The organism is Kitasatospora phosalacinea, assembly GCF_030268885.1.
Lineage (GTDB): Bacteria > Actinomycetota > Actinomycetes > Streptomycetales > Streptomycetaceae > Kitasatospora > Kitasatospora phosalacinea_C.
Genome location: NZ_BSSA01000021.1, coordinates 58695 through 85137, shown reverse-complemented (window position 1 = coordinate 85137; position 26443 = coordinate 58695). Strand labels below are relative to the sequence as shown.

General features: G+C 72.6%; 26 protein-coding genes and 1 pseudogene. 14 read left to right on the top strand and 13 right to left on the bottom strand.

Annotated elements, in window-relative coordinates:
- Positions 1-7: 7 nt before the first annotated feature.
- Together QSK52_RS26460 and QSK52_RS26455 are read right to left on the bottom strand one after the other, a co-directional pair.
- Positions 8-1126: a nicotinate-nucleotide--dimethylbenzimidazole phosphoribosyltransferase gene (locus QSK52_RS26460; RefSeq protein ID WP_285738661.1), complete on the bottom strand. Its 1119-nt coding sequence runs from the start codon at positions 1124-1126 to the stop codon at positions 8-10.
- Positions 1127-1137: 11 nt separating this feature from the next.
- Positions 1138-1686: pseudogene (locus QSK52_RS26455) on the bottom strand (bifunctional adenosylcobinamide kinase/adenosylcobinamide-phosphate guanylyltransferase); the annotation flags it as partial.
- Positions 1687-1790: 104 nt separating this feature from the next.
- On the opposite strand from QSK52_RS26455, the gene QSK52_RS26450 reads away from it, so the two are divergent.
- Positions 1791-1991, top strand: a complete 201-nt coding sequence (locus tag QSK52_RS26450; protein ID WP_285738719.1) for a hypothetical protein — start codon at positions 1791-1793, stop codon at positions 1989-1991.
- 42 nt (positions 1992-2033) lie between these two features.
- On the opposite strand, the gene QSK52_RS26445 is transcribed toward QSK52_RS26450, so the two are convergent.
- Positions 2034-2744: a class I SAM-dependent methyltransferase gene (locus QSK52_RS26445; protein ID WP_285738718.1), complete on the bottom strand. Its 711-nt coding sequence runs from the start codon at positions 2742-2744 to the stop codon at positions 2034-2036.
- A gap of 194 nt (positions 2745-2938) precedes the next feature.
- Complete coding sequence (locus tag QSK52_RS26440; protein WP_435053370.1) at positions 2939-3541, bottom strand: DUF3043 domain-containing protein; 603 nt, start codon at positions 3539-3541, stop codon at positions 2939-2941.
- A 219-nt stretch (positions 3542-3760) separates the two neighbouring features.
- Here QSK52_RS26440 and QSK52_RS26435 point away from each other — a divergent pair, with 219 nt between their 5' ends.
- Both QSK52_RS26435 and pspAA read left to right on the top strand, forming a co-directional pair.
- The gene (locus tag QSK52_RS26435; RefSeq protein WP_285738660.1) at positions 3761-4537 is read left to right on the top strand and encodes a PspA/IM30 family protein; all 777 of its coding nucleotides are present in this window, start codon (positions 3761-3763) and stop codon (positions 4535-4537) included.
- A gap of 31 nt (positions 4538-4568) precedes the next feature.
- Positions 4569-4862 (top strand): PspA-associated protein PspAA, encoded by a 294-nt coding sequence (pspAA, locus tag QSK52_RS26430; protein ID WP_285738659.1) that lies wholly within the window; start codon positions 4569-4571, stop codon positions 4860-4862.
- Positions 4863-4945: 83 nt separating this feature from the next.
- Here the strand turns inward: pspAA and nadA are convergent, their stop codons facing one another.
- The gene (nadA, locus tag QSK52_RS26425; protein ID WP_285738658.1) at positions 4946-6127 is read right to left on the bottom strand and encodes a quinolinate synthase NadA; all 1182 of its coding nucleotides are present in this window, start codon (positions 6125-6127) and stop codon (positions 4946-4948) included.
- A 181-nt stretch (positions 6128-6308) separates the two neighbouring features.
- On the opposite strand from nadA, the gene QSK52_RS26420 reads away from it, so the two are divergent.
- The 3 genes from QSK52_RS26420 to QSK52_RS26410 all read left to right on the top strand — a co-directional run bounded on the left by QSK52_RS26420 (position 6309) and on the right by QSK52_RS26410 (position 9370).
- Entirely contained in the window at positions 6309-7235 is a 927-nt protein-coding gene (locus QSK52_RS26420; RefSeq protein WP_285738657.1) for an NADP-dependent oxidoreductase, read from the top strand.
- A gap of 168 nt (positions 7236-7403) precedes the next feature.
- Positions 7404-7865, top strand: coding sequence for an Lrp/AsnC family transcriptional regulator (locus QSK52_RS26415; protein ID WP_285738656.1), 462 nt, complete (start codon positions 7404-7406; stop codon positions 7863-7865).
- A gap of 137 nt (positions 7866-8002) precedes the next feature.
- The gene (locus tag QSK52_RS26410) at positions 8003-9370 is read left to right on the top strand and encodes a pyridoxal phosphate-dependent decarboxylase family protein (RefSeq protein WP_285738655.1); all 1368 of its coding nucleotides are present in this window, start codon (positions 8003-8005) and stop codon (positions 9368-9370) included.
- A gap of 26 nt (positions 9371-9396) precedes the next feature.
- Here the strand turns inward: QSK52_RS26410 and QSK52_RS26405 are convergent, their stop codons facing one another.
- Positions 9397-10278, bottom strand: coding sequence for a GNAT family N-acetyltransferase (locus QSK52_RS26405; RefSeq protein WP_285738654.1), 882 nt, complete (start codon positions 10276-10278; stop codon positions 9397-9399).
- 206 nt (positions 10279-10484) lie between these two features.
- On the opposite strand from QSK52_RS26405, the gene erpA reads away from it, so the two are divergent.
- Positions 10485-10838, top strand: coding sequence for an iron-sulfur cluster insertion protein ErpA (gene erpA / locus QSK52_RS26400; RefSeq protein ID WP_033219641.1), 354 nt, complete (start codon positions 10485-10487; stop codon positions 10836-10838).
- Between the two features lie 76 nt (positions 10839-10914).
- On the opposite strand, the gene QSK52_RS26395 is transcribed toward erpA, so the two are convergent.
- Positions 10915-11526 (bottom strand): hypothetical protein, encoded by a 612-nt coding sequence (locus QSK52_RS26395; protein ID WP_285738653.1) that lies wholly within the window; start codon positions 11524-11526, stop codon positions 10915-10917.
- Between the two features lie 93 nt (positions 11527-11619).
- Positions 11620-11838, bottom strand: coding sequence for a hypothetical protein (locus tag QSK52_RS26390; protein ID WP_285738652.1), 219 nt, complete (start codon positions 11836-11838; stop codon positions 11620-11622).
- Positions 11839-12042: 204 nt separating this feature from the next.
- On the opposite strand from QSK52_RS26390, the gene QSK52_RS26385 reads away from it, so the two are divergent.
- Positions 12043-13020 (top strand): carbohydrate kinase family protein, encoded by a 978-nt coding sequence (locus QSK52_RS26385; RefSeq protein ID WP_285738651.1) that lies wholly within the window; start codon positions 12043-12045, stop codon positions 13018-13020.
- A gap of 10 nt (positions 13021-13030) precedes the next feature.
- On the opposite strand, the gene QSK52_RS26380 is transcribed toward QSK52_RS26385, so the two are convergent.
- A complete protein-coding gene (locus QSK52_RS26380; protein WP_285738650.1) occupies positions 13031-14434 on the bottom strand; it encodes a cysteine desulfurase/sulfurtransferase TusA family protein in 1404 nt (467 codons plus the stop codon).
- A gap of 365 nt (positions 14435-14799) precedes the next feature.
- Here QSK52_RS26380 and ctaC point away from each other — a divergent pair, with 365 nt between their 5' ends.
- The 4 genes from ctaC to QSK52_RS26360 all read left to right on the top strand — a co-directional run bounded on the left by ctaC (position 14800) and on the right by QSK52_RS26360 (position 19318).
- Entirely contained in the window at positions 14800-15660 is an 861-nt protein-coding gene (gene ctaC, locus QSK52_RS26375) for an aa3-type cytochrome oxidase subunit II (protein WP_285738649.1), read from the top strand.
- On the top strand, positions 15657-17435 hold the full coding sequence (gene ctaD, locus QSK52_RS26370) for an aa3-type cytochrome oxidase subunit I (protein ID WP_435053369.1): 1779 nt from the start codon (positions 15657-15659) through the stop codon (positions 17433-17435). Before ctaC ends, ctaD begins: the two co-directional genes overlap by 4 nt.
- Complete coding sequence (locus tag QSK52_RS26365; RefSeq protein ID WP_030908996.1) at positions 17432-17848, top strand: cytochrome c oxidase subunit 4; 417 nt, start codon at positions 17432-17434, stop codon at positions 17846-17848. Before ctaD ends, QSK52_RS26365 begins: the two co-directional genes overlap by 4 nt.
- 180 nt (positions 17849-18028) lie before the next feature.
- A complete protein-coding gene (locus tag QSK52_RS26360; protein WP_285738648.1) occupies positions 18029-19318 on the top strand; it encodes a L,D-transpeptidase in 1290 nt (429 codons plus the stop codon).
- Positions 19319-19373: 55 nt separating this feature from the next.
- Here the strand turns inward: QSK52_RS26360 and QSK52_RS26355 are convergent, their stop codons facing one another.
- Positions 19374-20807: a purine-cytosine permease family protein gene (locus tag QSK52_RS26355; RefSeq protein ID WP_285738647.1), complete on the bottom strand. Its 1434-nt coding sequence runs from the start codon at positions 20805-20807 to the stop codon at positions 19374-19376.
- A gap of 109 nt (positions 20808-20916) precedes the next feature.
- Here QSK52_RS26355 and QSK52_RS26350 point away from each other — a divergent pair, with 109 nt between their 5' ends.
- Both QSK52_RS26350 and QSK52_RS26345 read left to right on the top strand, forming a co-directional pair.
- Positions 20917-21564 (top strand): TetR/AcrR family transcriptional regulator, encoded by a 648-nt coding sequence (locus QSK52_RS26350; protein ID WP_285738646.1) that lies wholly within the window; start codon positions 20917-20919, stop codon positions 21562-21564.
- Positions 21565-21575: 11 nt separating this feature from the next.
- A complete protein-coding gene (locus QSK52_RS26345; protein WP_285738645.1) occupies positions 21576-23183 on the top strand; it encodes an amidohydrolase in 1608 nt (535 codons plus the stop codon).
- Between the two features lie 74 nt (positions 23184-23257).
- Here the strand turns inward: QSK52_RS26345 and QSK52_RS26340 are convergent, their stop codons facing one another.
- The 3 genes from QSK52_RS26340 to qcrA form a co-directional block, all read right to left on the bottom strand.
- Positions 23258-23623 (bottom strand): GntR family transcriptional regulator, encoded by a 366-nt coding sequence (locus tag QSK52_RS26340; protein ID WP_285738644.1) that lies wholly within the window; start codon positions 23621-23623, stop codon positions 23258-23260.
- A gap of 105 nt (positions 23624-23728) precedes the next feature.
- Positions 23729-25390 (bottom strand): cytochrome bc1 complex cytochrome b subunit, encoded by a 1662-nt coding sequence (gene qcrB / locus QSK52_RS26335; RefSeq protein ID WP_285738643.1) that lies wholly within the window; start codon positions 25388-25390, stop codon positions 23729-23731.
- Positions 25387-26442 (bottom strand): cytochrome bc1 complex Rieske iron-sulfur subunit, encoded by a 1056-nt coding sequence (gene qcrA / locus QSK52_RS26330; protein WP_285738642.1) that lies wholly within the window; start codon positions 26440-26442, stop codon positions 25387-25389. Before qcrA ends, qcrB begins: the two co-directional genes overlap by 4 nt.
- Between the last annotated feature and the right edge of the window lies 1 nt (position 26443).

Below are 26443 nucleotides of genomic sequence, written 5' to 3'. Positions count from 1 at the left end.
GACGGAGTCAGTAGCGGTCCAGCAGGTCCGCGGCCGTCGGCAGCTTGGCCGGGGCCCGCGGCGGCAGCGGCTTGGCGCTCGGGACGGCGGCCGGCTCGGCCAGGGTGTCCCCGGCGGCCTGCAGCAGCGGCAGCGCCAGCACCGCGCCGACGCCCTCGCCCATGGTGACGCCCGCCTCGTGCAGCGGCGTCAGGGTCAGCCGGTCGTACGCCTTGGCCTGGGCGGGCTCGCCGGTGAGCGCGGACGCCCGCCACCACTCGGGGGCCCGGAAGGCGATCCGCTGGGCGACCAGCGCGCAGGCCGCCGAGACCACGCCGTCCAGGACGACCGGGAGCTTGCGGACGGCCGCCTGCAGCAGGAAGCCGGTGACCGCGGCGAAGTCGGCGCCGCCGGTCGCGGCCAGCAGCGCGAGCTGGTCGCCGAGCACCGGGCGGGCCCGGCGCAGCGCGTCCCGGACGGCGGCGCACTTGACCATCCAGGTGCGGTCGTCGACGCCCGAGCCGCGGCCGGTGACGGCGGCGGCGTCGGTGCCGCAGAGCGCGCCGATCAGCACCGCGGCGACCGTGGTGGAGCCGACGCCCAGGTCGCCGAGCAGCACCAGGTCGGTGCCCGCGTCGGCCTCCTCGTCGGCGACGGCCATCCCGGCCCGGAACGCCCGGGCGGCCTCCTCCGCGCTCAGCGCGTCCTCGACGTCGATCCGGCCGGAGCCGCGGCGCACCCGGTGGCGGACGACCTCCTCGGGGAACTCGTTCGGGTCGGCGTCCACCGCGACGTCGACCACCCGGACGTCCGCCCCGTAGCGGCGGGCCAGCACGGCGACCGGCGCGGTGCCGTCCAGCACGGCGCGCACCCGGTCGGCGGTGCCGCCGCGGGCGTCGAGGGTGGAGACGCCCAGCGAGGCGACGCCGTGGTCGGCGGCGAACAGCAGCACCCGGGCGGCGGCCAGCGGGCGGACCGGGGACTCGCCCTGGGCGGACGCCAGCCAGGCACCCAGCTCCTGGAGCCGACCCAGGCCGCCGCGCGGCACGGCCAGTTGCTGCCAGCGCTCCTCGGCGCCGCGCCGCGCACCCTCGTCGGGGCGTTCGACGAGCGAGGAGAAAGTGTCGAGATCCACGGTGGTGTCCATCGCCCGGCAATCTACACGGCCGCTGCTTTGACGGTCAGCACCTGCCCGGCGACCACCAGCAGCACCTGCTCGGAGGCGTCGGCGACCGCCATGTTGAGCCGCCCGAGGGTGTCCCGGAAGCGCCGTCCGGCGGCGGTGGCGGGCACCACGCCCATCCCGACCTCGTTGGAGACCGCGACCGCCTCCCGGGCGGTGGCGCCCCAGGCCGCGGCCAGCGCCGCGCAGCGCGTCTCCACCGCCTCCTGTCCGCCGCCGAACCAGACCGCGTCCTCCCAGGCCCCGCACTCGTCCATCACCGCGGTCAGCCACAGCGCCAGGCAGTCGATCAGCACCGGCGCCCGGTCCGAGCCGTCCGCCAGCACCTCCTCCAGCGCGCAGGTCTCGGCGGTCCGCCAGGACGCGGGGCGCCGGGCCCGGTGCAGGTCGACCCGCCGGGCCCAGTCGAGGTCGCCGTCCCGGCGGCCGGAGGTGGCCACGTACAGCACGTCGGGGCGGTCGGCGAGCAGCAGCTCGGCCCGGGTGGACTTGCCGGAGCGGGCGCCGCCGAGGAGCAGGGTGCGGGGGAGTGCCATGCGATCATCCTGCCGGACGGAGCTTCGCCCCCGCGCCGGGTGGGCACGCTACCGTCACGATCCCAGTGGCACGATTCGCGGAGGAGCCCGGCATGGTGTGGACCTGGCGGTACGAGAAGAACGACGGCACCGTGGTGGAGCCGGCCAACGGCGTCGAGGAGTTCTCCAGCCAGGGCGACGCGGAGTCCTGGATCGGCGAGGAGTGGAAGTCCCTGCTGGAGGACGGCGTGGACCGGGTCGTCCTGGTCGAGGACGGACGGGACGTCTACCCGATGAGCCTGCACGAGGCCTGACCCCCCGTCGGCCCCGGCCGCCGCCGCCCGGCCGTTCCCCGGTTACTTCTCGGCGACGACGTGCAGCAGTGCGGCGACGTGCCGGTACGGGTCCTGCTTGCCGGCCCGCTCCTCGGCGTCGAGCAACTGGGCGAGCTGTCGGCCGTCGACCGGCGCGGCCTCGTCCGGCGTGGCGTCGGTGAAGACCCGCACGCCGTACCAGCGGCGGACCGGGACGGCGAACCCGGCGAGCGTGGCGGAGAGTTCGGCCAGGCGGTCGGCCCGGGCGGGCAGGCCCAGGCGGTTGGTGTAGCGGGTGGAGTCGAAGGCTTCCTGGCAGGCCCGCCAGTCGCCCGTCAGCCCGGCCCGCATGGCCAGCGCGTCGCCGTTGCGCACCAGCAGCGAGAGCAGGCCGCCGGGGGCCAGGATCCGCGCCACCGAGGCCAGCATCGGCTCCGGGTCCGGCAGGTACATCAGGGTGCCGTGGCAGAGCACCAGGTCGAAGCTGCGCGGGCCGAACCAGCGGCCGACCTGGTGGCCGTCGCCGGTCAGCAGCTGCACCCGCTCGCGGACCTCCGGCGGTTCGGCGCACAGCGCCTGGTGGGCCAGGCCCAGGGTGCCCGGGTCGGGGTCGATGCCGGTGACGAAGTGGCCGGCCCGGGCCAGCCGCAGCGCCTGGGTGCCCTCGGCGCAGCCGACGTCCAGCACCCGCAGCGCGATGCCGCGGGTGAGCTGCTCGGCGAGCTGCCGGGTGACCAGCTCCTGGCGCACCAGGTTGTGCAGCCCGCCGTGCCGCTCCAGCCACTCACCGGCCCCGCTGTGGTACGGCCCGCCGCGGGCCGGCAGCCGCCCGTGCCGGCCCTGCGGCGCGTACCCGTAGCCCTGCTGCGGGGGGATGCCAGGTGTGCCGAGGGCCCCGACCGGCTGCTGCGCGGGCGGGGCCCAGTACGGCGGAACGGCTTCCGCGGTCAGGGCCGCTCGCCCCGCTTGACCATCGGCTTGGGCAGCCGCAGCCGGCGCATCTGCAGGGTGCGCATCAGGCCGTACATGACCGCGCCCCGGGTGTCCCCGTTCGGGAAGCGCTGGGCCAGCGACTTGCGCAGCTGGAGGCCGATCCGGACGAAGTCCAGGATGACCACCACGAAGAAGACCATGAACAGCAGCGTGGAGAGCAGCTGCAGGTAGTTGACCTTGGTGATGCTGAGCACCAGCACCACGACCGCGTACGGCAGGAAGAACTCGGCCGCGGCCCAGCGGGAGTCGATGAAGTCGCGGACGTAGCGCTTCACCGGGCCCTTGTCGCGCGGCGGCAGGGCCCGCTCGTCGCCCTCCAGCAGCGCGGTGCGCTGCTTCTCGCGCTCCGCGCGCATCCGCTCGCGGGCCTGGCGGGCGGCCTCCTTGCGGTCCTTGGGGACGGTGACCCGGGTCTTCCGGTTGGCCTCGGCCTCACTGCGCTTGGGCGTGGGCCGGCCCTTGGGAGCCTGCGGGTCGCGGGGCGGCTTCTCGTCCTCCTTCGTCATGGTGACGGTGGAGGAGGAGGCGGCGGATTCATCAGAGCGGCGTCGGAACACACTCCCAGCGTACGGGTTGACCGGCGCCTTTCCGGCGCGACCCCGGACGCGAACCGATATCGATCGTGAGGACGATGCCGAACGGCCGCCCGCTGTAGCAGCATTGTTGCAGGCTGGTGCACTGCGCCGGTGGCCTCACCGCGCATACACTCGACCTGTCACGAGACGCAAACCCAGGCCCGAAGAAGGGGGCTATCGAGGCCCATGAGCGACGGAATCATGAAGCGTATGGGGCTGATCTTCCGCTCCAAGGCGAACAAGGCCTTGGACCGGGCGGAGGACCCGCGCGAAACGCTCGACTACTCCTACCAGAAGCAGCTGGAACTGCTGCAGAAGGTGCGCAGGGGCGTCGCCGACGTGGCCACCTCCCGCAAGCGCCTGGAGCTCCAGCTGACCCAGCTGCAGCAGCAGTCCGCCAAGTACGAGGACCAGGGCCGCAAGGCGCTGTCCCTCGGCCGCGAGGACCTCGCCCGCGAGGCGCTCAGCCGCAAGGCCAACCTGCAGTCCCAGATCACCGACCTGGAGACGCAGTACCAGGCCCTGCAGGCCGAGGAGGAGAAGCTCACCCTCGCCTCCCAGCGCCTCCAGGCCAAGGTGGACGCCTTCCGCACCAAGAAGGAGACCATCAAGGCCACCTACACCGCGGCCCAGGCGCAGACCCGGATCGCCGAGTCCTTCTCCGGCATCTCCGAGGAGATGGGCGACGTCGGCCTGGCGATCCAGCGCGCGGAGGACAAGACCGCGCAGATGCAGGCCCGCGCGGGCGCGATCGACGAGCTGCTGGCCTCCGGTGCGCTCGACGACGCCAGCGGCCTCGGCCGCAAGGACGACATCGAGGCCGAGCTGGAGCGGGTGGCCGGCGGCAGCGACGTCGAGCTGGAGCTGGCCCGGATGAAGGCCGAACTGACCGGCGGCACCCCCGCCTCCCAGCCGCAGGCGATCGAGCAGGGCAAGAACGACACCCCGCCGCCGCCCACCATCAACTACCAGAAGTAAGCCCGCGAGCAACAAGGGGAGACGCACCAGCATGATCATGCGGGTCTTGGGTGAGGGGCAGTTCGAGGTCGCGGAGGGCGACCTGAACCGGCTGAACCAGCTGGACGACGAGCTGCTCCAGGCCGTCGAGGCGGGCGACGAGGCGGCCTTCAAGGCGGCGCTCGGCAGCCTGCTCGCGGCCGTTCGTGAGGTCGGCACGCCGCTCCCGGCGGAGTCGCTGGAGCCGTCGGACCTGATCCTGCCGGACGCCGAGGCGTCCCTGGAGCAGGTCCGCGAGCTGCTGCGGGACGAGGGCGACGGTCTGATCCCCGGACTCCCGGAGTAGTTCGGGCGCCACACGTGACGAGAGGGCGGGCACCCCCGGTGGGGTGCCCGCCCTCTTGTGCGCGCAGGGACGGGGACGAACCGTTACGGCAGGGCCAGCATCCGGTCCAGCGCCGCCTTGGCGTGCTTCTCGGTCTCGGCGTCCACCGTGATCACGTTCGGCACCCGGCCCTCGACCAGCGACTCCAGCGCCCACACCAGGTGCGGCAGGTCGATCCGGTTCATGGTCGAGCAGAAGCACACGGTGCGGTCGAGGAAGACGACCTCCTTGTCCGGGTGCGCCTTGGCCAGTCGGCGGACCAGGTTCAGCTCGGTGCCGATCGCCCACTTCGAGCCGGGCTCGGCGGCGTCCAGCGCCTTGATGATGTACTCGGTCGAGCCCACCATGTCGGCGGCGGTGACCACCTCGTGCCTGCACTCGGGGTGCACCAGCACGGTCACGCCGGGGATCCGCTCGCGGACCTCGTTCACCGACTCCACGCTGAAGCGGCCGTGCACCGAGCAGTGGCCGCGCCACAGGATCATCTTCGCGTCCCGCAGCTGCTCGGCGGTCAGGCCGCCGTTCGGCTTGTGCGGGTTGTAGAGCACGCACTCGTCCAGCGGGATGCCCATCTCCAGCACCGCGGTGTTGCGCCCCAGGTGCTGGTCCGGCAGGAAGAGCACCTTCTGCCCCTGCTCGAAGGCCCACTCCAGGGCGCGCCTGGCGTTGGAGGAGGTGCAGATGGTGCCGCCGTGCTTGCCGGTGAACGCCTTGATGTCGGCCGAGGAGTTCATGTACGACACCGGCACGGTGACGTCCGCGACGCCCGCCTCGGTCAGCACGTCCCAGCACTCGGCGACCTGCTCGGCGGTGGCCATGTCGGCCATCGAGCAGCCCGCCGCGAGGTCCGGCAGGACGACCTGCTGGCGCTCGGAGGTGAGGATGTCGGCGGACTCGGCCATGAAGTGCACGCCGCAGAAGACGATGTACTCGGCCTCCGGGCGGGCCGCCGCGTCCCGGGCCAGCTTGAAGGAGTCGCCGGTGACGTCGGCGAACTCGATGACCTCGTCGCGCTGGTAGTGGTGGCCCAGGATGAAGACCCGGTCGCCGAGCTTCTCCTTCGCGGCGCGGGCACGCGCCACCAGGTCGGGGTCGGAGGCGGCGGGCAGGTCGCCGGGGCACTCCACGCCGCGCTCGCTGTTCGGGTCGGCCTCCCGGCCGAGCAGCAGCAGGGCGAGCGGCGAGGGGGCGGGGTCGGTGCCGTAGGTCTCGGTGGTGGTGGTCACGGGCGGCTGCCCTCCTGGTGCGGCCGGATCAACACCAGCCTTCTCGTCTATCTGACGCTATCTATGATAACCGGTTGTCGTCAGTCTGACGATGGCCGCTTCGTCGATGTGACGAGAACCGCTCACCAGGATGGATGCTTCCGACGCGAGGACCCGCCGTGCCGTCCGGTTGGCTGGGGGCATGAAGGCAATCGCGATCAACCGCTACGGCGGCCCCGACGTGGTCGAGTACACCGAGCTCCCCGACCCGAAGGTCGGCCCCGACACCGTACTCGTCCGCACCCGCGCGGTCGGCGTCAACCCCGTCGACTGGAAGATCCGCGAGGGGCACCTCGACGGCGTCCTCGACGCGCACTTCCCCCTGGTCATGGGCTTCGACCTGGCCGGCGTCGTCCAGGCCGTCGGCGGTGCCGTCACCGAGTACGCCCCCGGCGACGAGGTCATCGGCTACGTCCGCAAGGACGTCATCGAGCACGGCACCTACGCCGAGCTGGTCGCCGCCCCCGTCCGCACCCTGGCCCGCAAACCCGCCGCCCTCGACTGGGCCGAGGCGGGCGGGCTGCCCACCGCCGGGCTCACCGCCCAGCAGGCCCTGGTCGGGGCGCTCGGGCTGCGCCGCGGCGAGACCGTGCTGATCCACGCGGCGGCGGGCGGCGTCGGCTCGATCGCCTGCCAGGTCGCCACCGCCCTCGGCGCCCGGGTGATCGGCACCGCCGGGGAGCACAACCACACCTTCCTGCGCGGCCTGGGCGTCGAACCCGTCGAGTACGGCCCCGGCCTCGCCGGACGCGTCCGCGCCCTGGCCCCCGAGGGCGTCGACGCCGCCCTCGACCTGATCGGCGGCGACGCCGTCGAGACCTCGGTCGACCTGCTCAAGGACCCCACCCGGATCGCCTCCGTGGTCGACTACACCGTCACCGCCCGCGGCGGCCGCTACGTCTTCACCCGACCCGACCCCGAGGACCTCGCCACCGTCGCCCGGCTCGCCGAGGACGGCCTGCTCACCGTCCCCGTCGCCTCCACCTTCCCGCTCAGCCAGGCCGCCTCCGCCCAGGCCCTCAACGCCGAGGGCCGCACCCGCGGCAAGATCGTCCTGCTGGTGGACTGACCCGACCCCGGCCGTCCGCGACAATGGGCTCCGCGCAGCCGTGCCACCCACGGCGCACCACCCTCACCCGCACCACCCGTGGAGCCCCGCCATGAGCGAGCGTAGCGAGCACACCGTCACGAGGCGCGCACGTGCGAAGCGCCTGACCGGCGGAGCGAGGCGGGGCGCATGAGCACCCCCAGGCCGCCCGAGTTCGGCCGGCAGGCGCTCGACGACACCGACCGCCTGCTGATCGAGCACCTCAGCCGCGACGGCCGCGCCTCCTACGCCGAGATCGGGCTGCTCACCAACCTCTCCGCCACCGCCGTCCGCCGCCGGATCGACCGGCTGCGGGCGCGCGGCGTGGTCCGCGGCTTCACCGTCGTCCTCGACCCCGGCCTGCTCGGCTGGCGCACCGAAGCCTTCGTCGAGGTCTACTGCCGCGCCCGCACCTCGCCCGAGGAGCTGCTCGCCACCCTGCGCCAGTTCCCCGAGGTCGCCGCCGCCTGGACGGTCACCGGTGACCCCGACGCCCTCGTCCACCTGCGCGCCGCCGACACCCGGCACCTGGAGGCCGTCATCGAGCGCATCCGCAAGGAGCCCGGCGTCCAGCGCAGCCGCTCCGCCGTCGTCCTCTCCCAGCTCATCTGACGCAGCTTTCCTGCGCGACCCCGCCCGAACACGCAGGAAACCGGCCCCGGACGGCCCCGTTCCGACGCGCGCCCGCCCACCCCCGCTGCCTACGCTGATCTTGCCCCCAGCACCAGCCCGCAGCGAAGAGGACACCCGTGTACGCAGCACCCGACCGCATGCACAAGCCGGACAACGAGCTGGTCGACCTCGTCTTCGACTACATGCGCGAACGCCTGCAGTACGACCCCGTCCCGCTCGACCACCCCGGCGACGGCGCCCACCTGCGCGAGGCCCTCGCCGGGCTGCTGAACGACCACGGCAACCACCCCGCCGACGTCCTCAAGCTCTACGACCACGAGCTCTCCCGGGCCGTCATCTCCGCGGACAGCCCGCGCTACCTCTCCTTCATCCCCTGCGCCCCCACCAAGGCCGCCCTGCTCTTCGACATGGTCGTCTCCTGCGCCTCCCTGCAGGGCATCTCCTGGCTGGAGGCGGCCGGCGCGATCGCCGCCGAGAACCAGGTCCTGCGCCTGATAGCGGACCGGGCCGGCCTGCCCGCCGGTGCCGGGGGCACCTTCGTCTCCGGCGGCTCGGCCGGCAACCTCTCCGCCCTCGTGGTCGCCCGCGACACCGCCCGCCGCCGCCTGGGCGTCGGCCCGGAGGCCCGGCTGCGGATCGCCGTCGCCGACCAGGTCCACTCCTCGGTCAAGAACACCTTCAACATCATCGGCGTGGAGCCCTTCCTCGTCCCCGCCGTCGACCGCCGCCTCACCGGCGCCGCCCTGCGCGCCGCCCTGGCCGCCGACCCGCACCCCGAGACCGTCGTCGCCGTCGTCGGCACCGCGGGCACCACCAACGAGGGCATCGTCGACGACCTCGCCGGCATCGCCGAGGTCGCCCGCGAGCACGACCTCTGGTTCCACGTCGACGGCGCCTACGGCGGCGCGGGCCTCTTCGCCCCCTCCGTCCGCCACCGCTACGACGGCATCGAGCACGCCGACAGCTTCGTCGTCGACCCGCACAAGTGGCTGTTCGCCCCGTTCGACTGCGCCGCCCTGCTCTACCGCGAGCCGCGCCTGGCCCGCGCCGTCCACACCCAGGACGCCTCCTACCTCGACGTCCTGCACACCGAGGGCGACGAGTGGAACCCCACCGACTACGCCTACCACCTCACCCGCCGCGCCCGCGGCCTCCCGCTCTGGTTCTCCCTCGCCGTCCACGGCGTCCAGGCCTACACCGACGCCATCGAGGCCGGCCTGCGCCTGGCCCGCGAGACCGCGCAGCTCATCCGCGACACCGAGCACCTCGAACTCCTCCACGACCCGCAGCTCTCCGCCGTCTGCTTCCGCCGCAAGGGCTGGACCCACGACGACTACTACCGCTGGTCCCGGCAGCTCCTCGCCGACCAGACCGGCTTCGTCACCCCCACCGGCTGGGACGGCGAGACCGTCGCCCGCTTCGCCTTCCTGCACCCGGGGACGACGATGGAGATGGTCCGGGAGATCCTCGCCACCATGGAGTAGGGGCTCCCGCCGGGGCCCGAACGCCGCTACAGGTACCCCCCGTTGGGGACGTACGGCATCGGCGGTCGCATCCCGCGCAGCCCCAGGTAGCCGCGGGTGGACAGCGACAGCCCCAGGTCGAGGCCGACGTCCACCGCCCACTCCTGCTCGGCGGTCAGGAAGGAGACGTTCGCCTCCGTCCCGACCGGGACGCGGGCCAGCGCCTCGCGCAGCAGCCGGACGGCGATCCGCTTGGAGGTCGCGGCGAGCAGCTGGACCTCGCCGCCGTCCCGGTAGCAGTAGCCCGTCCCGGCCAGGGTGTCCGCGACCAGCAGTTCCTCGAAGTGCGCCAGCATGAACGCGTGGTCGGGCCCGTGCGCCGCGCCCCGCAGGCGGCGGTCGACCGAGTCGAGCAGGTGCAGGTGCGTCGCGTTGCCCGCGTGCACCGGGATCTCGCCCGGGTCCAGCAGCCGCTCCCGGTCGACCTGCCCGGTCAGCCGCATCGTCGGGTGCAGCGTGAACCCGGCCCGCCGGTAGCGCCGGGCCGCCGCCGGGGACGGCGAGGCGCACAGCATGCCGCGCAGGCAGCCCTGCCCGTACGCGGTGGCCCGCTCCAGCAGCAGCCGGCCCACGCCCCGCCCCTGCGCGGTGGGCAGCACCACGAACAGCGGCAGCACCCACACCCCTTCGCGGCGCAGCGACAGCGCCGCCCCGACCGGCTCGCCATCCTGCTCGGCGATCCAGCACCCCTGCGGGTCGGTGACCGCCAGGTGACGGGTGCGGGCCGCCCCGCGGATGCCGCGGCGCACGTCCGCCGCGGTCTGCTCCTCGTCCGGTGGCCGCCGGTCCAGGTCGCGGAAGGCCGCCCGGGCGATCCGGTTCACGGCCTCGGCGTCCTCTGCGGTGTCCCTGAGCTGTCGAATGATCACCCGTCACATCCTGCTGCGTCCGGTGCGCGGGCGGTAGCGGTTTGCCGAAGCGGGCGGTGACCCACCGCGCCCGGTGTGCGAGCATGGGGTACGTGGGGGAGAGGGCGACGAAAAAAGTCCCCCGAACGCACCACCTCCCGGAAATGAATCCGGGGGGCCGCTGGTTGGCACTGGCGGATCACCGTCGTCACAGACCGGGAGTAAGCATGACCGTCCAGGACGAGACCACCGTCGAGAGTGGCATCCTCCTCACCGATGCCGCCGCGGCCAAGGTCAAGGGCCTGCTGGAGCAGGAAGGCCGCGACGACCTCTCGCTGCGCGTCGCCGTGCAGCCCGGCGGCTGCTCGGGCCTGCGCTACCAGCTGTTCTTCGACGAGCGTTCGCTGGACGGCGACGTCGTCAAGGACTTCAACGGTGTCAAGGTCGTCACCGACCGGATGAGCGCCCCCTACCTGGGCGGCGCCACCGTCGACTTCGTGGACACCATCGAGAAGCAGGGCTTCACGATCGACAACCCGAACGCCACCGGCTCCTGCGCCTGCGGCGACTCGTTCAGCTGAGCCTCACCGAGGCCCGGCACGCCGAGGGCGGCTCCCCAGCACGGGGAACCGCCCTCGCGGCGTTCCGCCCGGGCCGCTAGCGCGGGTCGCCGCCCGCGACGCCGCTCTGCGGGGGCACCTGCTGGTCGGTCGCGGTGTCGACCACGGCGCCGCCGGTCATCGGCTTCGACAGCGTGACGGTGGCCTGCTGCTCCTTCATCACCATCGGGCAGGCCTTGCCCGGCTCCGCGGTCTGGGTGATCACCACCCGCAGCCGCACCACCGGCGGGTTGTCCTCCTCGACCCGGACCCCGTACTTGTCGCAGACCCCGGCGGTGAAGAACACCGTCAGCCGGGTCGGGCCGTCCTGCCGGTAGCCGGTCGCCGGGATCTTCACCGCGGTCGGCGGGTGCTCGCCGACGGCTATCCCGGGCGTGGTCGGCTGCGCCGCCGAGGGCTGCGGGCTCGCCGCCGCCGTCGGGTCCGGCGAGGCCGGGGCGGACGCGGCGGGCGACGGGTCGGCGGTCGGCGAGGGCACGGGGCTGCCGGGGACGGGGCTGGCGGTCGCGGGCGCGGTGGCGGTGGCGGGCGCGCCGGAGCTGCCGCACGCGGTCAGCAGGCCGGCCGCGAGGGCCGCACCGGCGAGCGCGGCGGCCGCCCGGCGCGCGTACGGGGCCTTGGTGGAGACGGCTGCGGTGCTGTCGTCCATGATCTGCGTTCCTCCCGAGGGTCGTGCGGCGCCGCGGGGAGCGGTGCCGCGCCGGTTTGACGTGCCCCGGAGGAAACCGGTTCCGCCGGCGGGCTAGCCGCCGTACTCCGGCATGCCCGCGACCACCCGGCGCGCCGCGACCGGTACCCGGACGACCGGCGCGGGCGGGGCGGCGACCGCCGGGAGCGGACCGGCGACCGGCCAGAACCGGCCCAACCGGCGCGAGGAGTCCAGCAGTTCGGCCAGCGTCTCGGACTCGGGGGCCTCGGGGCGGCGACCCGGCCGCCACCCGGAGGAGTGATCGATCACCATGCGCGCACCAGCTCCGATCGCCGTGCCGCGGCCACGGCGCCGCGGACTGGACGGGGGCCGCGTCCGGCCCCCGTACTGGCGACCCTAGGCCGATGCGCGGCCGGAAGACAGCCTTACCGATCGGTAGCACCCCGCCGGGGCGGGTACCGTAGGCGGGTTGTTGCCCGCAGCTCCGGCCACGGCCGGGCCGCCAGAGGAGACCTCGTGCGCATCGCCGTCGCCGGCTCGATCGCCACCGACCACCTGACGACCTTCCCCGGACGCTTCTCCGACCAGCTGGTGCCCGAACAGCTGCACACGGTCTCGCTGTCCTTCCTGGTCGACACCCTGGACATCCGCCGCGGCGGGGTCGGCCCCAACATCGCCTTCGGCATGGGCGTGCTGGGCCTGAAGCCGATCCTGGTCGGCGCGGCCGGCGGCGACTTCGCCGAGTACCGCAGCTGGCTGGACCGGCACGGCGTGGACACCGACTCGGTGCACATCTCGGAGACCCGGCACACCGCCCGCTTCATGTGCACCACCGACCAGGACCACAACCAGATCGCGTCGTTCTACACCGGCGCGATGGCCGAGGCCCGCAACATCGAGCTCCAGCCGATCGCCGACCGGGTCGGCGGCCTCGACCTGGTCCTGATCGGCGCGGACGACCCGGCCGCGATGGTCCGCCACACCCAGGAGTGCCGCACCCGCGGCTACGCCTTCGCCGCCGACCCCTCCCAGCAGCTGGCCCGCCTGGAGGGCGACGACATCCGGGAGATCGTCGACGGTGCGGCCTACCTCTTCACCAACGAGTACGAGGCCGCGCTGATCGAGTCCAAGACCGGCTGGTCCGCGGACGAGATCCTGGAGCGCGTCGGCACCCGCGTCACCACCCTCGGCGCCAAGGGCGTGCGCATCCAGCGCCGCGGCGAGCCCGACATCGTGGTGGGCTGCCCCGCCGAGGAGCGCAAGGCCGACCCGACCGGCGTCGGCGACGCCTTCCGGGCCGGCTTCCTGGCGGGCCTCTCCTGGGAGCTCGGCCTGGAGCGCGCCGCCCAGATCGGCTGCATGCTCGCCACCCTGGTGATCGAGACCGTCGGCACCCAGGAGTACGAGCTGCGCGGCGGCCACTTCCTGGAGCGCTTCGAGACGGCCTACGGCGCCGAGGCGGCGAAGGAGATCAGCGCCCGGATCGCGCTCTGACCCCGGTCGCTCACGCCCTCCGCACCAGGTAGGCCGTCCCGCGGGCGCCCCCGTACCGCTCGGCGGGGGCCTCGCCCGCGTAGGTGTGGCCGCACATCCCGCACCAGGCGGGGATGTCGTGGCGGGCCGCCTCGTCGTCGGACAGCACGACGGCGAGGCCGCCCGGGGCGATCTCGCCGATGTGCTTGGCGAGTTCGATGACCGGGATCGGGCAGCGCCTGCCCAGGGTGTCGAGGACCAGGTCCGGGGCCTGGTCCGCGCCCCGCTCCGAACCGGTCGCCGGAAGGTCGAGGTCGAGGCCGAGCGGGGCGCGCACCTCGGCCACCACCCGGGGCAGCACGTCGAGGAAGGACTCCACCTCGGCGCGGGTGGTGCCCGCGGGCAGCGAGACGCGCAGGTTGCCCTCGGTGAGCACGCCCATCGCGGCCAGCACGTGGCTGGGCGTCAGGGTGCTGGAGGTGCAGGAGGAGCCGGAGCTGACCGCGAAGCCCGCCCGGTCGAGCTCGGTCAGCAGCACCTCGCCGTCCACGTACAGGCAGGAGAAGGTCACCAGGTGCGGCAGCCGCTGCTCGGGGTGGCCGACCACCTCGACGGCGGGGACGAGCTGCGGGACGCGGTGGCGGATCAGGTCGACGAGCTCCCGCAGCCGGGCGTCCTCGGCCTCGGCCTCCGCCCGGACGGCGCGCAGCGAGGCCGCGGCGGCGACGATCGCGGGCACGTTGGGGAAGCCCGGCACCCGCCCGCCCTCGCGGTCGTCGGCGGGCAGCGCGGAGGAGAAGCGGACGCCCTTGCGGACGGCGAGCACCCCGACGCCCGCCGGGCCGCCCCACTTGTGGGCGCTGGCGGCCAGCACCGACCAGCCCGCCGGGACGGGCAGCCGCCCGGCGCTCTGCGCGGCGTCGACCAGCAGCGGGACGTCGCCGAGCAGCGCGGCGGTCTCGGTGACCGGCTGCAGGGTGCCGACCTCGTGGTTGGCGGACTGCAGCACGGCGAGCGCGGTGTCGGAGCGCACCGCGGCGGCGAACTCCGCCGGGTCGACCCGGCCGTGGCGGTCGACCGGGACGGCGGTGGTGCTCCCGCCGTCGGCCTCCCAGCGCTCGGCGGTGTGCAGGACGGCGGAGTGCTCGACCGCGGAGTGCACCAGGTGGGCGCCGCGGCGGCGGTGGCCGCGCAGGGCGCCGAGGACGCCCAACTGGAGGGCCTGGGTGCCGGATGCGGTGAAGGAGACCTCGTCGGCCCGGGCGCCGAGCGCTTCGGCGACGGTCTCCCGGGCGGCGTCCAGCAGCATCCGGGCCTGCCGGGCGGAGCGGTGCAGCCGGGCCGGGTCGGCCCAGCCCTCGTCGAGGGCGGCGAGCAGGGCCTGCCGGGCGACGGGGTGCAGAGGGGCGGTGGAGGCGGCGTCGAAGTAGGGCACCCGGCCACCGTAGACGACGCGGGGGCTGCCCCATACGGGGTGATTCCTCCCGTCGCCGCGGGGTGGCCGACGGCCCGTCACCCGCGTGTCGCAGTACGGTCGCCCGTTCGGTCGTGAGAGGCTCGGATGTCCGCCATGACCTGCGACTCCATCCGTCCCGCGGGGGTGGTTCACCCCACGGGGTGCCGAACGGGTAGCCGGGCGGCGCGTTACCAGGGGCTGCCCGTGAGTGCCGCATAAGGATGGAGTAGCGTTTGGCCCGCATAAGCATTCAAACCGTGCCCGTGGCCGGACCGCCGAGGAGACCCTGACAACAGGCTCCTCCCGGTGGTGCGTTCGCGGGCGAGACTTCGGGAAGGCGCTACGTGAGTCCCAACGGCTCCGACCGCTCGCCGCGGCGCACGATGCGGCGGAAGCTGCCTCAGGCGCTGGCACTGGGCCTCGTCATCGCGACCGCCACCGGCTGCTCGGCCAACGACCTGCCCAGGCTTGGCCTCCCCAGTCCCGTCACCAAGGAAGGCCCGCTGGTCCTTCACATGTGGCAGGGCTCGTGGATCGCGGCTCTGGTTGTTGGTGCATTGATGTGGGGTCTGATCCTCTGGAGCGTGTTCTTCCACCGGCGCAGCCGCACCAAGGTGGAGGTCCCCGCTCAGACCCGGTACAACGTGCCCATCGAGGCGCTGTACACCGCGGTCCCCCTCGTCATCGTCTCGGTGCTGTTCTACTTCGTCGCCCGCGACGAGGCCACCCTGACGAAGGTCGACGCCAAGCCGCAGCACACCATCAACGTGGTGGGCTTCCAGTGGAGTTGGGCGTTCAACTACGAGAACTCCGAGATCCCGGACCCGGCGAGCACCACGGCCGCGTACGAGGTCGGCAGCACCAAGGAGCCTCCGACGCTCTACCTGCCGATCAACGAGACCGTGAAGTTCCGGCTGACCTCGAACGACGTCATCCACGACTTCTGGCCCGTCAACTTCATGATGAAGATGGACGTCGTGCCCGGCGTGGTGAACGAGTTCCAGGTCACCCCGACCGCGCTCGGGACCTACCGCGGCAAGTGCGCCGAGCTCTGCGGCGTCGACCACTCGCGGATGCTGTTCAACGTGAAGGTCGTGTCGGCCGCCGACTACCAGCAGCACCTCAAGGAACTCCGCGACAAGGGCCAGGCCGGCGCGGTTCCCGCAGGCATCCTCCCCACCACGGGAAGTAGTGAAGAGAAGTGACCATCCTCAACGAGCCCGCCGCGGCCGGTGGGGGAGCCGGGGCCGTCACCTCGGGGACTCCGCGGGTGCGCAAGCCGGGCAACGCGATCATCAAGTGGCTGACCACCACTGACCACAAGACGATCGGCACGATGTACCTGGCGACCTCGTTCGCCTTCTTCCTGATCGGTGGCGTGCTCGCCCTGGTCATGCGCGCCGAGCTGGCCCGCCCGGGTACCCAGATCCTGTCGAACGAGCAGTTCAACCAGGCGTTCACCATGCACGGCACGATCATGCTGCTGATGTTCGCCACCCCGCTGTTCGCGGGCTTCGCCAACTGGATCATGCCGCTCCAGATCGGCGCCCCCGACGTCGCCTTCCCGCGTCTGAACATGTTCGCCTACTGGCTGTACCTGTTCGGCTCGGTCATCGCGGTGGCCGGCTTCGTCACCCCGCAGGGCGCGGCCGACTTCGGCTGGTTCGCCTACTCGCCGCTGTCGGACGCGGTCCGCTCGCCGGGCATCGGCGCCGACATGTGGATCATGGGTCTGGCCTTCTCCGGCTTCGGCACCATCCTCGGCGCGGTCAACTTCATCACCACGATCATCTGCATGCGCGCCCCCGGCATGACGATGTTCCGGATGTCGATCTTCGTCTGGAACGTCCTGCTGACCGCCGTGCTGGTCCTGCTGGCCTTCCCGGTCCTCGCGGCCGCGCTGTTCGCCCTGGAGGCGGACCGCAAGTTCGGGGCGCACGTCTTCGACCCGACGAACGGCGGAGCGCTGCTCTGGCAGCACCTGTTCTGGTTCTTCGGCCACCCCGAGGTCTACATCATCGCGCTGCCGTTCTTCGGCATCGTCTCCGAGATCATCCCGGTCTTCAGCCGCAAGCCGATGTTCGGCTACTCCGGCCTGATCGCCGCGACCATCGCCATCGCCGGCCTCTCGGTGACGGTGTGGGCGCACCACATGTACGTGACCGGACAGGTCCTGCTGCCGTTCTTCTCGTTCATGACCTTCCTGATCGCGGTCCCGACCGGTGTGAAGTTCTTCAACTGGGTCGGCACCATGTGGAAGGGCTCGCTGAGCTTCGAGACCCCGATGCTCTGGACGATCGGCTTCCTGGTCACCTTCCTGTTCGGCGGTCTGACCGGCGTGCTGCTGGCCTCCCCGCCGATCGACTTCCACGTCTCGGACTCGTACTTCGTCGTCGCGCACTTCCACTACGTGGTCTTCGGCACCGTCGTCTTCGCGATGTTCGCCGGCTTCCACTTCTGGTGGCCGAAGATGACCGGCAAGATGCTGGACGAGCGCCTCGGCAAGATCACCTTCTGGACGCTGTTCATCGGCTTCCACACCACCTTCCTGGTCCAGCACTGGCTGGGCGCCGAGGGCATGCCCCGCCGCTACGCGGACTACCTGGCCTCGGACGGCTTCACCACGCTGAACACCATCTCGACCATCGGCTCGTTCCTGCTCGGCCTGTCGATCCTGCCGTTCCTCTACAACGTCTGGAAGACCGCCAAGTACGGCGAGAAGGTCAACGTCGACGACCCGTGGGGCTACGGCCGCTCGCTGGAGTGGGCGACCTCCTGCCCGCCGCCGCGGCACAACTTCACCACCCTGCCGCGGATCCGCTCCGAGTCCCCGGCCTTCGACCTGCACCACCCGGAGATCGCCGCGCTGGACTACCTGGAGAACCACGGTGAGCCGGCCAAGCACTTCGAGGGTGTGACCCCCGCGCAGTACGACCGTCCGTCGCTGGGCAAGGGCAAGAATGAGGGTGACGCCCGATGAAGGAACAGGGAAAGATCTTCGCCGGTCTGGCCGTGTTCATCCTGGCCATCGCCATCACCTACATGGTCTGGACCAGTAAGTCGGACCACGGCCTGGAGGCCGCGGGCACCACCGCGCTCTTCCTGGCCTTCGGCCTGGCCGCCTTCATCGGCTTCTACCTGGCGTTCACCGCCAAGCGGGTGGACACCGGTGCGGGCGACAACCCCGAGGCCCAGGTCTCGGACGACGCCGGCGAGGTGGGCTTCTTCGCCCCGCACAGCTGGCAGCCGCTCTCCCTGGCGATCGGTGGCGCGCTGGCCTTCCTCGGCGTCATCTTCGGCTGGTGGCTGCTGTTCTGGTCGATCCCGATCATCCTGATCGGCCTGTTCGGCTGGGTCTTCGAGTTCTACCGCGGCGAGAACCAGAACCAGTAGGTTCCGGAGCGCGCGAGCCGCGCGAGCCGCACGGCGGGCCGGGTTCCCCCTCGGGGGTGCCCGGCCCGCCGTCGTTCCCCGGGGGTTACCGGGAGTCGTCCCCCGCCCGGGTTACCCGGAGTGCCGCCCGGGTGACGCCTTCCTAGGCTCTGGGCAGGTTCATACCCCTGGGAGGTTCCGTTGAAGGGCTCTCGGATATCCGGCTCCAGCCGGACCGCACTGGCCGCCGCGCTGGTGCTCACCCCCGTCGCCGCCTGCTCCGCCGGCGGTACGTCGGAGAAGGAAACGGCCCGTCAGATCGACGTGGCCCCGCTGATCCACACCTCGGCCGCCGGGGAGAAGGCCGACCCGGCGAAGGCGTTCAGCGTCACCACGGACGGCAGCAACAAGCTCGCCGCCGTCACCGTCACCGGCCCCGACGGAAAACCGGTGGCCGGCGAGCTCGCCGCCGACCGGCAGCACTGGCAGACCACCGACCCGCTCCGGGCCGGGGCCGCGTACACCGTCAAGGTCGCGGCCGAGGACGGCAGGGGCGGCCACGGCCAGACCGACTCCACCTTCAGCACCGCGGAGGCGCAGCACGTCGTCACCGCCGAGCTGGGCCCCGACAGCTCGGGCAGCGGCGTCTACGGCGTCGGCCAGCCGCTCACCGTCAAGCTCTCCGAGGCGGTCACCGACCCGGCGGCCCGGCAGCAGATCGAACGCGGCCTCACCGTCACCTCGCAGCCCGCGGTCACCGGCGCCTGGTACTGGGTCGACGACGAGAACCTGCACTTCCGGCCGCAGGAGTACTGGCCGGCCAACACCACCGTCAAGCTCGCCTACGACCTGCCCGGCATCCGGATATCCGACGGCGTCTACGGCGGCGAGCAGCAGAGCCTGGCCCTGCGCACCGGCGACCGGATCGAGGCGCTGGTCGACGCCGGCACCGACCAGTTGACGTACAAGCGCAACGGCGAGGTGGTGAAGACCATCCCGGTCACCACCGGCAAGCCCGGCTTCGACACCCGCAACGGCGTCAAGGTGGTGCTCGGCCAGGAGTCCGACGTCCGAATGAGCAGCGAGACCATCGGCATCGCGGCGGGCAGCAGCGAGTCCTACGACCTGGACGTGAAGTGGGCCACCCGGGTCACCTGGAGCGGCGAGTACGTCCACGCCGCGCCGTGGTCGGTGTGGGCGCAGGGCAAGGAGAACGTCAGCCACGGCTGCACCGGGATGAGCACCGACGAGGCGAAGTGGTTCTTCGACAACACCCGGGTCGGTGACATCGTGCAGGTGGTCAACAGCAAGGGCCACGAGATGGAGCCGTTCGGCAACGGCTTCGGCGACTGGAACATCGCCTTCGACGAGTACGTGAAGCACAGCGCGCTGGGCAAGCCGGTCAGCACGGCGCCCGCGGAGGCGGTGAACGCGACGCCGAGCCCGTCGGTGAACACCGGCCCGAGCCCGTCGGCGAGCACGAGCCGGTGACGCGCGGCGAGGTCCCCGCACCCCTTCGACGGGGCGCGGGGACCTCGCCGTTCGGCTAGGCGGTGCGGGCGCGGCGCGCGAGCAGCCAGTAGGTGGCGGCGGCGGTGAGCATGCCGGCCGGGAGGGACAGGTCGGTGCCCCCGGCGAGGCGGGCCAGGGCGCCGGTGAAGACCGGGGTGGCGAGGCAGAGCGTCGCGGCGGCGGTGCCGAGGAGGAGGGCGGCGGCGCCGGCCGGGTTGACGCCGTGGGAGTACCAGTGCGGGGAGGCGGGGCTCTCGTCGGTGAGGTCGGGGCCGTGGTAGCGGTTGCGGCGCAGCAGGATGTCGGCGGCGTAGACGGCCATCACCGGGCCGGTGAGGGCGACCATCAGCTCCAGCACGTTGTTGACGGTGTCGAGGAAGTTGGAGACCAGCAGCGCGTACAGGGTCAGTGCGACGCCGAGCGCCCCGTCCAGGGCGACGCTGCGGGAGCGGCGGATGCGCAGGCCGACGGCCTGCAGGGCGAGGCCGGAGGAGTAGGCGGTCATGGCGTTGTTGGCGACCGCGCTGAGCACGACGGCGAGCAGGAAGAGCGGGCGCAGCCAGCCGGGGAGGACGGCGGTGAGGGCGGCCTGGGGGTCCGTCATGTCGAGGGTGGTGGCGGCGAGGGTGCCCAGTGCGGTGAACAGGACGCTGGGGACGAAGGCGCCGAGCGCCGTCCAGCCCGCCACCGCGCGGGGGGAGGCGGCGCGGGGGAGGTAGCGGGAGAAGTCGGCGCTGGTGGAGTAGGAGAGCGGCGCGGAGGCGATCAGCGCGGTGCCGCCAGCCAGGGCGGCGACCAGGGCGCCGCCGTGCAGGGGTTCGGCGGGCCGGTAGTGCCAGTCGGTGTGGCCGCCGGTCAGCAGGTAGCCGGTGAGCAGCAGGAAGACCGCGGTCAGGACGAGGGTGAAGGGCCCGTACAGCCGGACGATGGTGGCGTGGCCGTAGACCGAGATGGCCAGGGTGGCGGCCGCGATCGAGGCGATGACCAGGACCTTGAGCGGGGTGCCGGGGGTGAGGCCGGCCCGTTCGGCGAGGCCGAACGCGGCGAGCGAGGCGGCGGCCCAGTTGAGGGCGAGGTAGCAGACCGAGACCAGCCAGCCGGTGACGGCGATGTTCACCCGGTTGCCGCGGACGCCGAACATGGCCCGCATGATCACCTCGCTGGGGGCGCCCGCGGCCGGGCCGCTGACGGCGAGCAGGCCGACGCCGGCCCAGAGCAGGTTGCCGACCACGATGACGGCCAGCGACTGCCACAGGTCGAGCCCGATCAGCACCAGGGTGCCGCCGACCACCAGGTTGAGGTAGCTGACGTTGGGGGCGGCCCAGACGGCGAACAGGTCGCGGGGGCGGCCGTGGCGCTCGGAGTCGGGGATGTGGTCGATGCCGTGGGCTTCGATCCGTCCGGCCCGGTCGGCCGTGGGCGGGGGAGTGGGGAGCTCCGTGTGGGGGTCTGGAATCGTGGATTCCATGGAGTCCTCCGAGGTTTCGAGTACGGGTGCCGGTGCGGTCGGCGGTGCGGGAGCGGCCGGTGCGGCAGGCGGCTTGTCTATTGGTCGCACATCCAATAGCGTGCGGGGCATGTCGTCAAGCGTCCAGCCGAAACGGGTGCGCAAGAACCCCGAGGCCAGGCGGGCGGAGATCGTGGCCACCGCGGCCCGGATCGCCCTCGCCGAGGGCCTGGAGTGCATCACGATGCGGCGGGTCGCCGAGGAGCTGGACGTCCGCCCCGGACTGATCAGCCACTACTTCCCGGTCGCCGAGGAACTGGTCGCCGAAGCCTTCGGCACCGCCGCGGGCGGCGAACTGGCCGACCTGCTGCCCGACGCCGACGCCGCCCTCCCGGCGGTGCGGCGGCTGGCCCGCTTCCTCGAACGCACCGAGGGGCCGCGCTACGACGAGCTGAGCCGACTGTGGCTGAACGCCCGCCACCTCAGCCGGTTCCGCCCCGCCCTGCGGGAGCGGGTCGACCGGCAGGAGGCGCTCTGGCGGGACGCGCTGACGGCACTGCTGCGCGACGGCGTCGAGGCCGGGGAGTTCCGCGCCCCGGACCCGCACGTCACCGCGATCCAGCTCCTGGTCGTCCTGGACGGCCTGGGGGCGCACGCCAACACCGAACGCACCGGACGACCCGCGGCGGTCACCGGGATGGCGCACGCCCTCGCCGAACGCGAACTCGGCCTCCCGGCCGGGACGCTCGGCACCCCGCACCGACCGCACCACCGCTGAGGAGCCCTCCCGTGCACCCCGACCTCGTCCTGACCAACGCCCGGCTGCTCGACCCCGGCAGCGGGGCCTTCCTGCCGCACGACACGCTCGCCCTGAGCGGCGGCCGGATCGCCGGGTTCGGGCCGGACGGCGGGCGCGGGAGCGGCGCCGAGACGATCGACCTGGACGGCGCGGTGGTCGTCCCCGGGCTGGTGGACGGCCACCTGCACCCCGTCTCGGGCGCCGAGCGCACCGCCGGGACGGACCTCTCCGGCTGCACCGACCTGGCCGGGCTTCGGGCCGAACTGGCAGCCGCCCGGCGGGAGTTGAAGGACGGGCAGTGGCTGCGCGGCTGGGGCCTCGACCCGAACGCCTTCGGCGGCCTGCCGGTCTCGGCCGACAGCGTGGGGCCGGTGCTGGACGGCGTCCCCGCCGCGATCGACCTGTTCGACGCGCACTCGATGCTGGTCAGCCGCCGGGCCCTGGAACTGGCCGGGATCGACGGGCCGCGCCGCTTCGACCAGGGCTCGGCCGAGGTGGTCTGCGACGCCTCCGGCCGTCCCACCGGCCTGCTGCTGGAGGACGCCGCCTGCGAACTCGTCGAGGCCGTCGCCCCCCGCCCGAGCTTCGAGGAACTCTGCCGGGCCAGCGCCGACGTGCTGCGGCGGATGGCCGCGGCGGGCCTCACCGGCGGCCACGCGATGGACGCCAACGGCGAGAGCCTGGCCGTCTACGCCGCCCTGGAGGAGCGCGGGCAGCTCCCGCTTCGGCTGCGGATCGCCCCCTGGGTGCAGCCCGGCGCGGGCCCGGCGGAGCTGGCCGAACTCGTCCGCCGCCAGGGCGAGGGCGGCCGCCGCTGGCGGGTCGCCGGGGCCAAGCTGTTCATGGACGGCACCATCGACAACGGCACCGCCTGGCTCGAACACCCCGACTGCCACGGCGAGTCCACCGGCGCGTTCTGGCCGGACCCCGCCGCGTACACCCGGGTGATCGGCGAACTCCACCGCGCCGGGGTGCCCACCGCCACCCACGCGATCGGGGACGCCGCCGTCCGGCACGTCCTGGACGCGGTCGAGCGGGCCGTCGCCGCGCACGGCCCGGGCGCCCGGCACCGGGTCGAGCACGTCGAGACGGTGCCCGACGACACCGTCGCCCGGTTCGCCGCCCTGGGCGTGACCGCCTCCATGCAGCCCACCCACTGCACCGAGTACACCCGGGCCGACCACACCGACAACTGGTCCCGGCGGCTCGGCGAGGAGCGCGCCAACCGGGCCTTCCGCTGCCGCGACCTGGCCGACGCCGGGGCCCGGGTCGTCCTCGGCTCGGACTGGCCGATCGCCCCCTTCGAACCGCTCGGCGTGATGGCCGGGGCCCGCCACCGGCGCCCCAGCCGCGACCTCGGCCAGCCCCCGCACCTGCCCGGCCAGGCCCTCACCCCGCTGCAGGCGCTCGTCGGCTACACCCTCGCCCCGGCCTGGGCGGCGGGCGAGGAGGACCGCGCCGGACGCCTCGCCCCCGGCCACCGGGCCGACCTGACGGTGCTGGCGGACGACCCGCTGACGGTGCCGGACACCGAACTGGCGCGGGTGCCGGTGCTGATGACGGTGCTCGACGGGGAGGTCACCCACCGGGCACGGTGAGGCCCGGCCGCGGACGACGGCGCGACGGCTCCCCGCGGGGAGCCGTCGCGCCGTCCTCGCGTTCCCGGGGCCGGTCAGCGGTAGGCCACGCCGAGGGCGGTGGCGACGGCGGCGAGGGCCTCGTCGCGGGTCAGGCCGAGGCGGGCGGCGCGGGCCGCGTACTCGGCGGCGGCGCCGGCGGCCAGGCGGTGCGCGGTGTCGCCGGTGGCGGCGACGGTGGTGCCGGCCCGGCCGTGGGTCTCGACCACCCCGTCGGCCTCCAGCTCGCGGTAGGCGCGGGCCACCGTGTTCGCGGCGAGGCCGAGCTGCTCGGCGAGGGCGCGGACGGTGGGGAGCTTCAGGCCGACCGGGAGCTCGCCGGTGCGGGCCAGGTCCGCGATCTGCGAGCGGACCTGCTCGTAGGGCGGGACGGGGGACTGGGCGTCGATCACCAGGTGCACCCGGTCAACATAACAGGGCGCCGCGGCGCCGCCCCCGGGATGCCAGAACCCCCCACCGGCCGGGACCGGTGGGGGGTTCTGACGTGGCGTGACAGCTACACGGGATCAGTGGTGGCCGTGGCCGCTGGTGATCTCGTGGTACTCCTCGGTGGTGGGCTTGGCGATCTGGTTGCCCTCGCCGTAGAAGCCCTCGGAGAGCTTCACCCGGGTCTTGGCGATCACGCCGGCCTTGCGGGCCACACCGTTCTCGTCCGTCTCGGCGGGCAGCTCCAGCGGCTTGGGCTGCTCGTGGGCGGTGAGGGTGTGCAGGTCCTTCTGCGCCAGCGGGGTGTGGACCTCGATGAACTCACCGTGCGGCAGGCGCTTGATGATGCCGGACTCGCGCCCGTGCAGCACCTTGTCCTTGTCGCGGCGCTGCAGGCCGAGGCACCAGCGCTTGGTGACGATGAAGGTGAGGACCGGCACCACGAAGAAGCCGACGCGGACCGCGTAGGTGATCGTGTTGATCGACATGTGCAGGTGGGTGGCGAACAGGTCGTTGCCGCCGCCGACCAGCAGGACCAGGTACAGCGCGATCCAGGCCGCGCCGAACGCGGTGCGGACCGGGGCGTTGCGCGGACGGTCCAGGATGTGGTGCTCGCGCTTGTCGCCGGTGACCCAGGACTCGATGAACGGCCACACCGCGATCGCGACCAGCACCAGCGGGAAGATCATCAGCGGGATGAACACGCCCAGGTTCAGCGTGTGGCCGCCCCAGACGGAGACCTCCCAGCCCGGCATGAAGCGGATCAGGCCCTCGGCGAAGCCCATGTACCAGTCGGGCTGGGCGTCGGTCGACACCTGGTCCGGACGGTACGGGCCGTACGCCCACACCGGGTTGATCGTGGCGACCGCGGACATCACCGCGATGATGCCGAAGACCAGGAAGAAGAAGCCACCGGCCTTCGCCATGTAGACCGGCATCAGCGGCATGCCGACGACGTTCTTCTCGGTCTTGCCCGGGCCCGCCCACTGGGTGTGCTTGTGGTAGAAGACCAGGATCAGGTGCGCCACCAGCAGGCCCAGCATGATGCCCGGGATGAGCAGCACGTGGATGGTGAAGAAGCGCGGGATGATGTCGGTGCCCGGGAACTCGCCGCCGAACAGGAACATCTGGATGTAGGTGCCGACGATCGGCACCGCCAGGATCGCGCCCTCCATGAAGCGGATGCCGGTGCCCGACAGCAGGTCGTCCGGCAGCGAGTAGCCGAAGAAGCCGTCGAAGAAGCCCAGGCACAGCAGCAGGAAGCCGAACAGCCAGTTGATCTCGCGCGGCTTGCGGAACGCGCCGGTGAAGAAGACGCGCATCATGTGGACGAACATCGCGGCCACGAAGACCAGCGCGGCCCAGTGGTGGATCTGGCGGATCAGCAGACCGCCGCGGACCTCGAAGCTGATGTTCACCGTGGAGGCGTACGCCTCCGACATCTTGATGCCGTTCAGCGGCAGGTAGGAACCGTGGTAGACGGTCTCCGCCATGCTCGGCTTGAAGAACAGCGTCAGGTACACACCCGTGAGGATGATGATGATGAAGCTGTAGAGGCAGATCTCGCCCAGCATGAAGGACCAGTGGTCCGGGAAGATCTTGCGCAGGTTGGCCTTGGCCAGGGAGTAGATCCCCAGCCGGCCGTCGACCCAGTCGGCGGTCGCCTCGGCCTTGTTGGCGGGCTTGGCACGGGTGCTGGCCGGCTTGGAGGCACTGTTCCTGGTGCCGCTTGCGGAACTCATCGCGGACGCTCCCAGTAGCTCGGGCCGACGGGCTCGTCGAAGTCGCCGGTGGCGACCAGGAAGCCCTCCTCATCGGTGGTGATCTTCAGCTGCGGCAGCGGGTGGCCGGCCGGGCCGAAGATGACGCGAGCGCCGTCCGCCAGGTCGAAGGTCGACTGGTGGCAGGGGCAGAGCGCGTGGTGGGTCTGCTGCTCGTACAGCGAGATCGGGCAGCCGACGTGGGTGCAGATCTTCGAGTAGGCGAGGACGCCCTCGAAGCCCTTCGCCCGGGACTTGTCGTCCTTGATGTCCTCCGGGGCGATCCGGATGAGCATCAGGGCGTCCTTGGCGATCTGCTGCTGGAAGTCCTCGGCCGACTCCTCGAGGCCCTCGGGCTTCGCGAAGGTCAGCGAGCCCTGGATGATGTCCTCGGGCTTCATGGCCGTGTTGGTGTTCATGTTGACCAGGCGGATCGGCTGGCTCGGCTTCGCCTCGTTCCAGCCGGTGTGCAGGAGCTTCTTCTCCGGCAGCGGACCGAGGTCGCGCAGCAGCACCACGCCGGACAGCGGCACCAGGGCCATCGAGCCGATCAGGGTGTTGCGGATCATCTTGCGGCGGCCGAAGCCGGACTCCGCGGCACCGGTCTTGAACTGCTCGATGACGTCGTTGCGGACCTCGTCGTCGGCCTCGATCGGGTGACGCTCGGCCGGCAGCTCGTGGTCCGACATCAGGGTGCGGGCCCAGTGGACCGCGCCCGCGCCGATGCAGAACAGCGCGACGCCGAGGGTCGTGCCCAGGGCGAAGTTCAGCGCACTGACGTGGCCCAGCGGGAAGATGTAGACCAGCTTGTCGGCGTCGATCGACGCGTAGGACGCGATGAAGCCGATCGTCGCCAGCATCGAGACCACGAACAGCAGGGACACCTGGCGCTCGGCCCGCTTGGCGGCCCGCTCGTCGATGTCGGTCCGGCGCGGTTCGTGGGCCGGCAGGCCCGGGTCGGCGAACGGGTCGTCGTGGGAGACGACGTCCGTGCCGTGGGAGGCGCCGTGCGCCTCCGGCAGGTTCTCTGACATG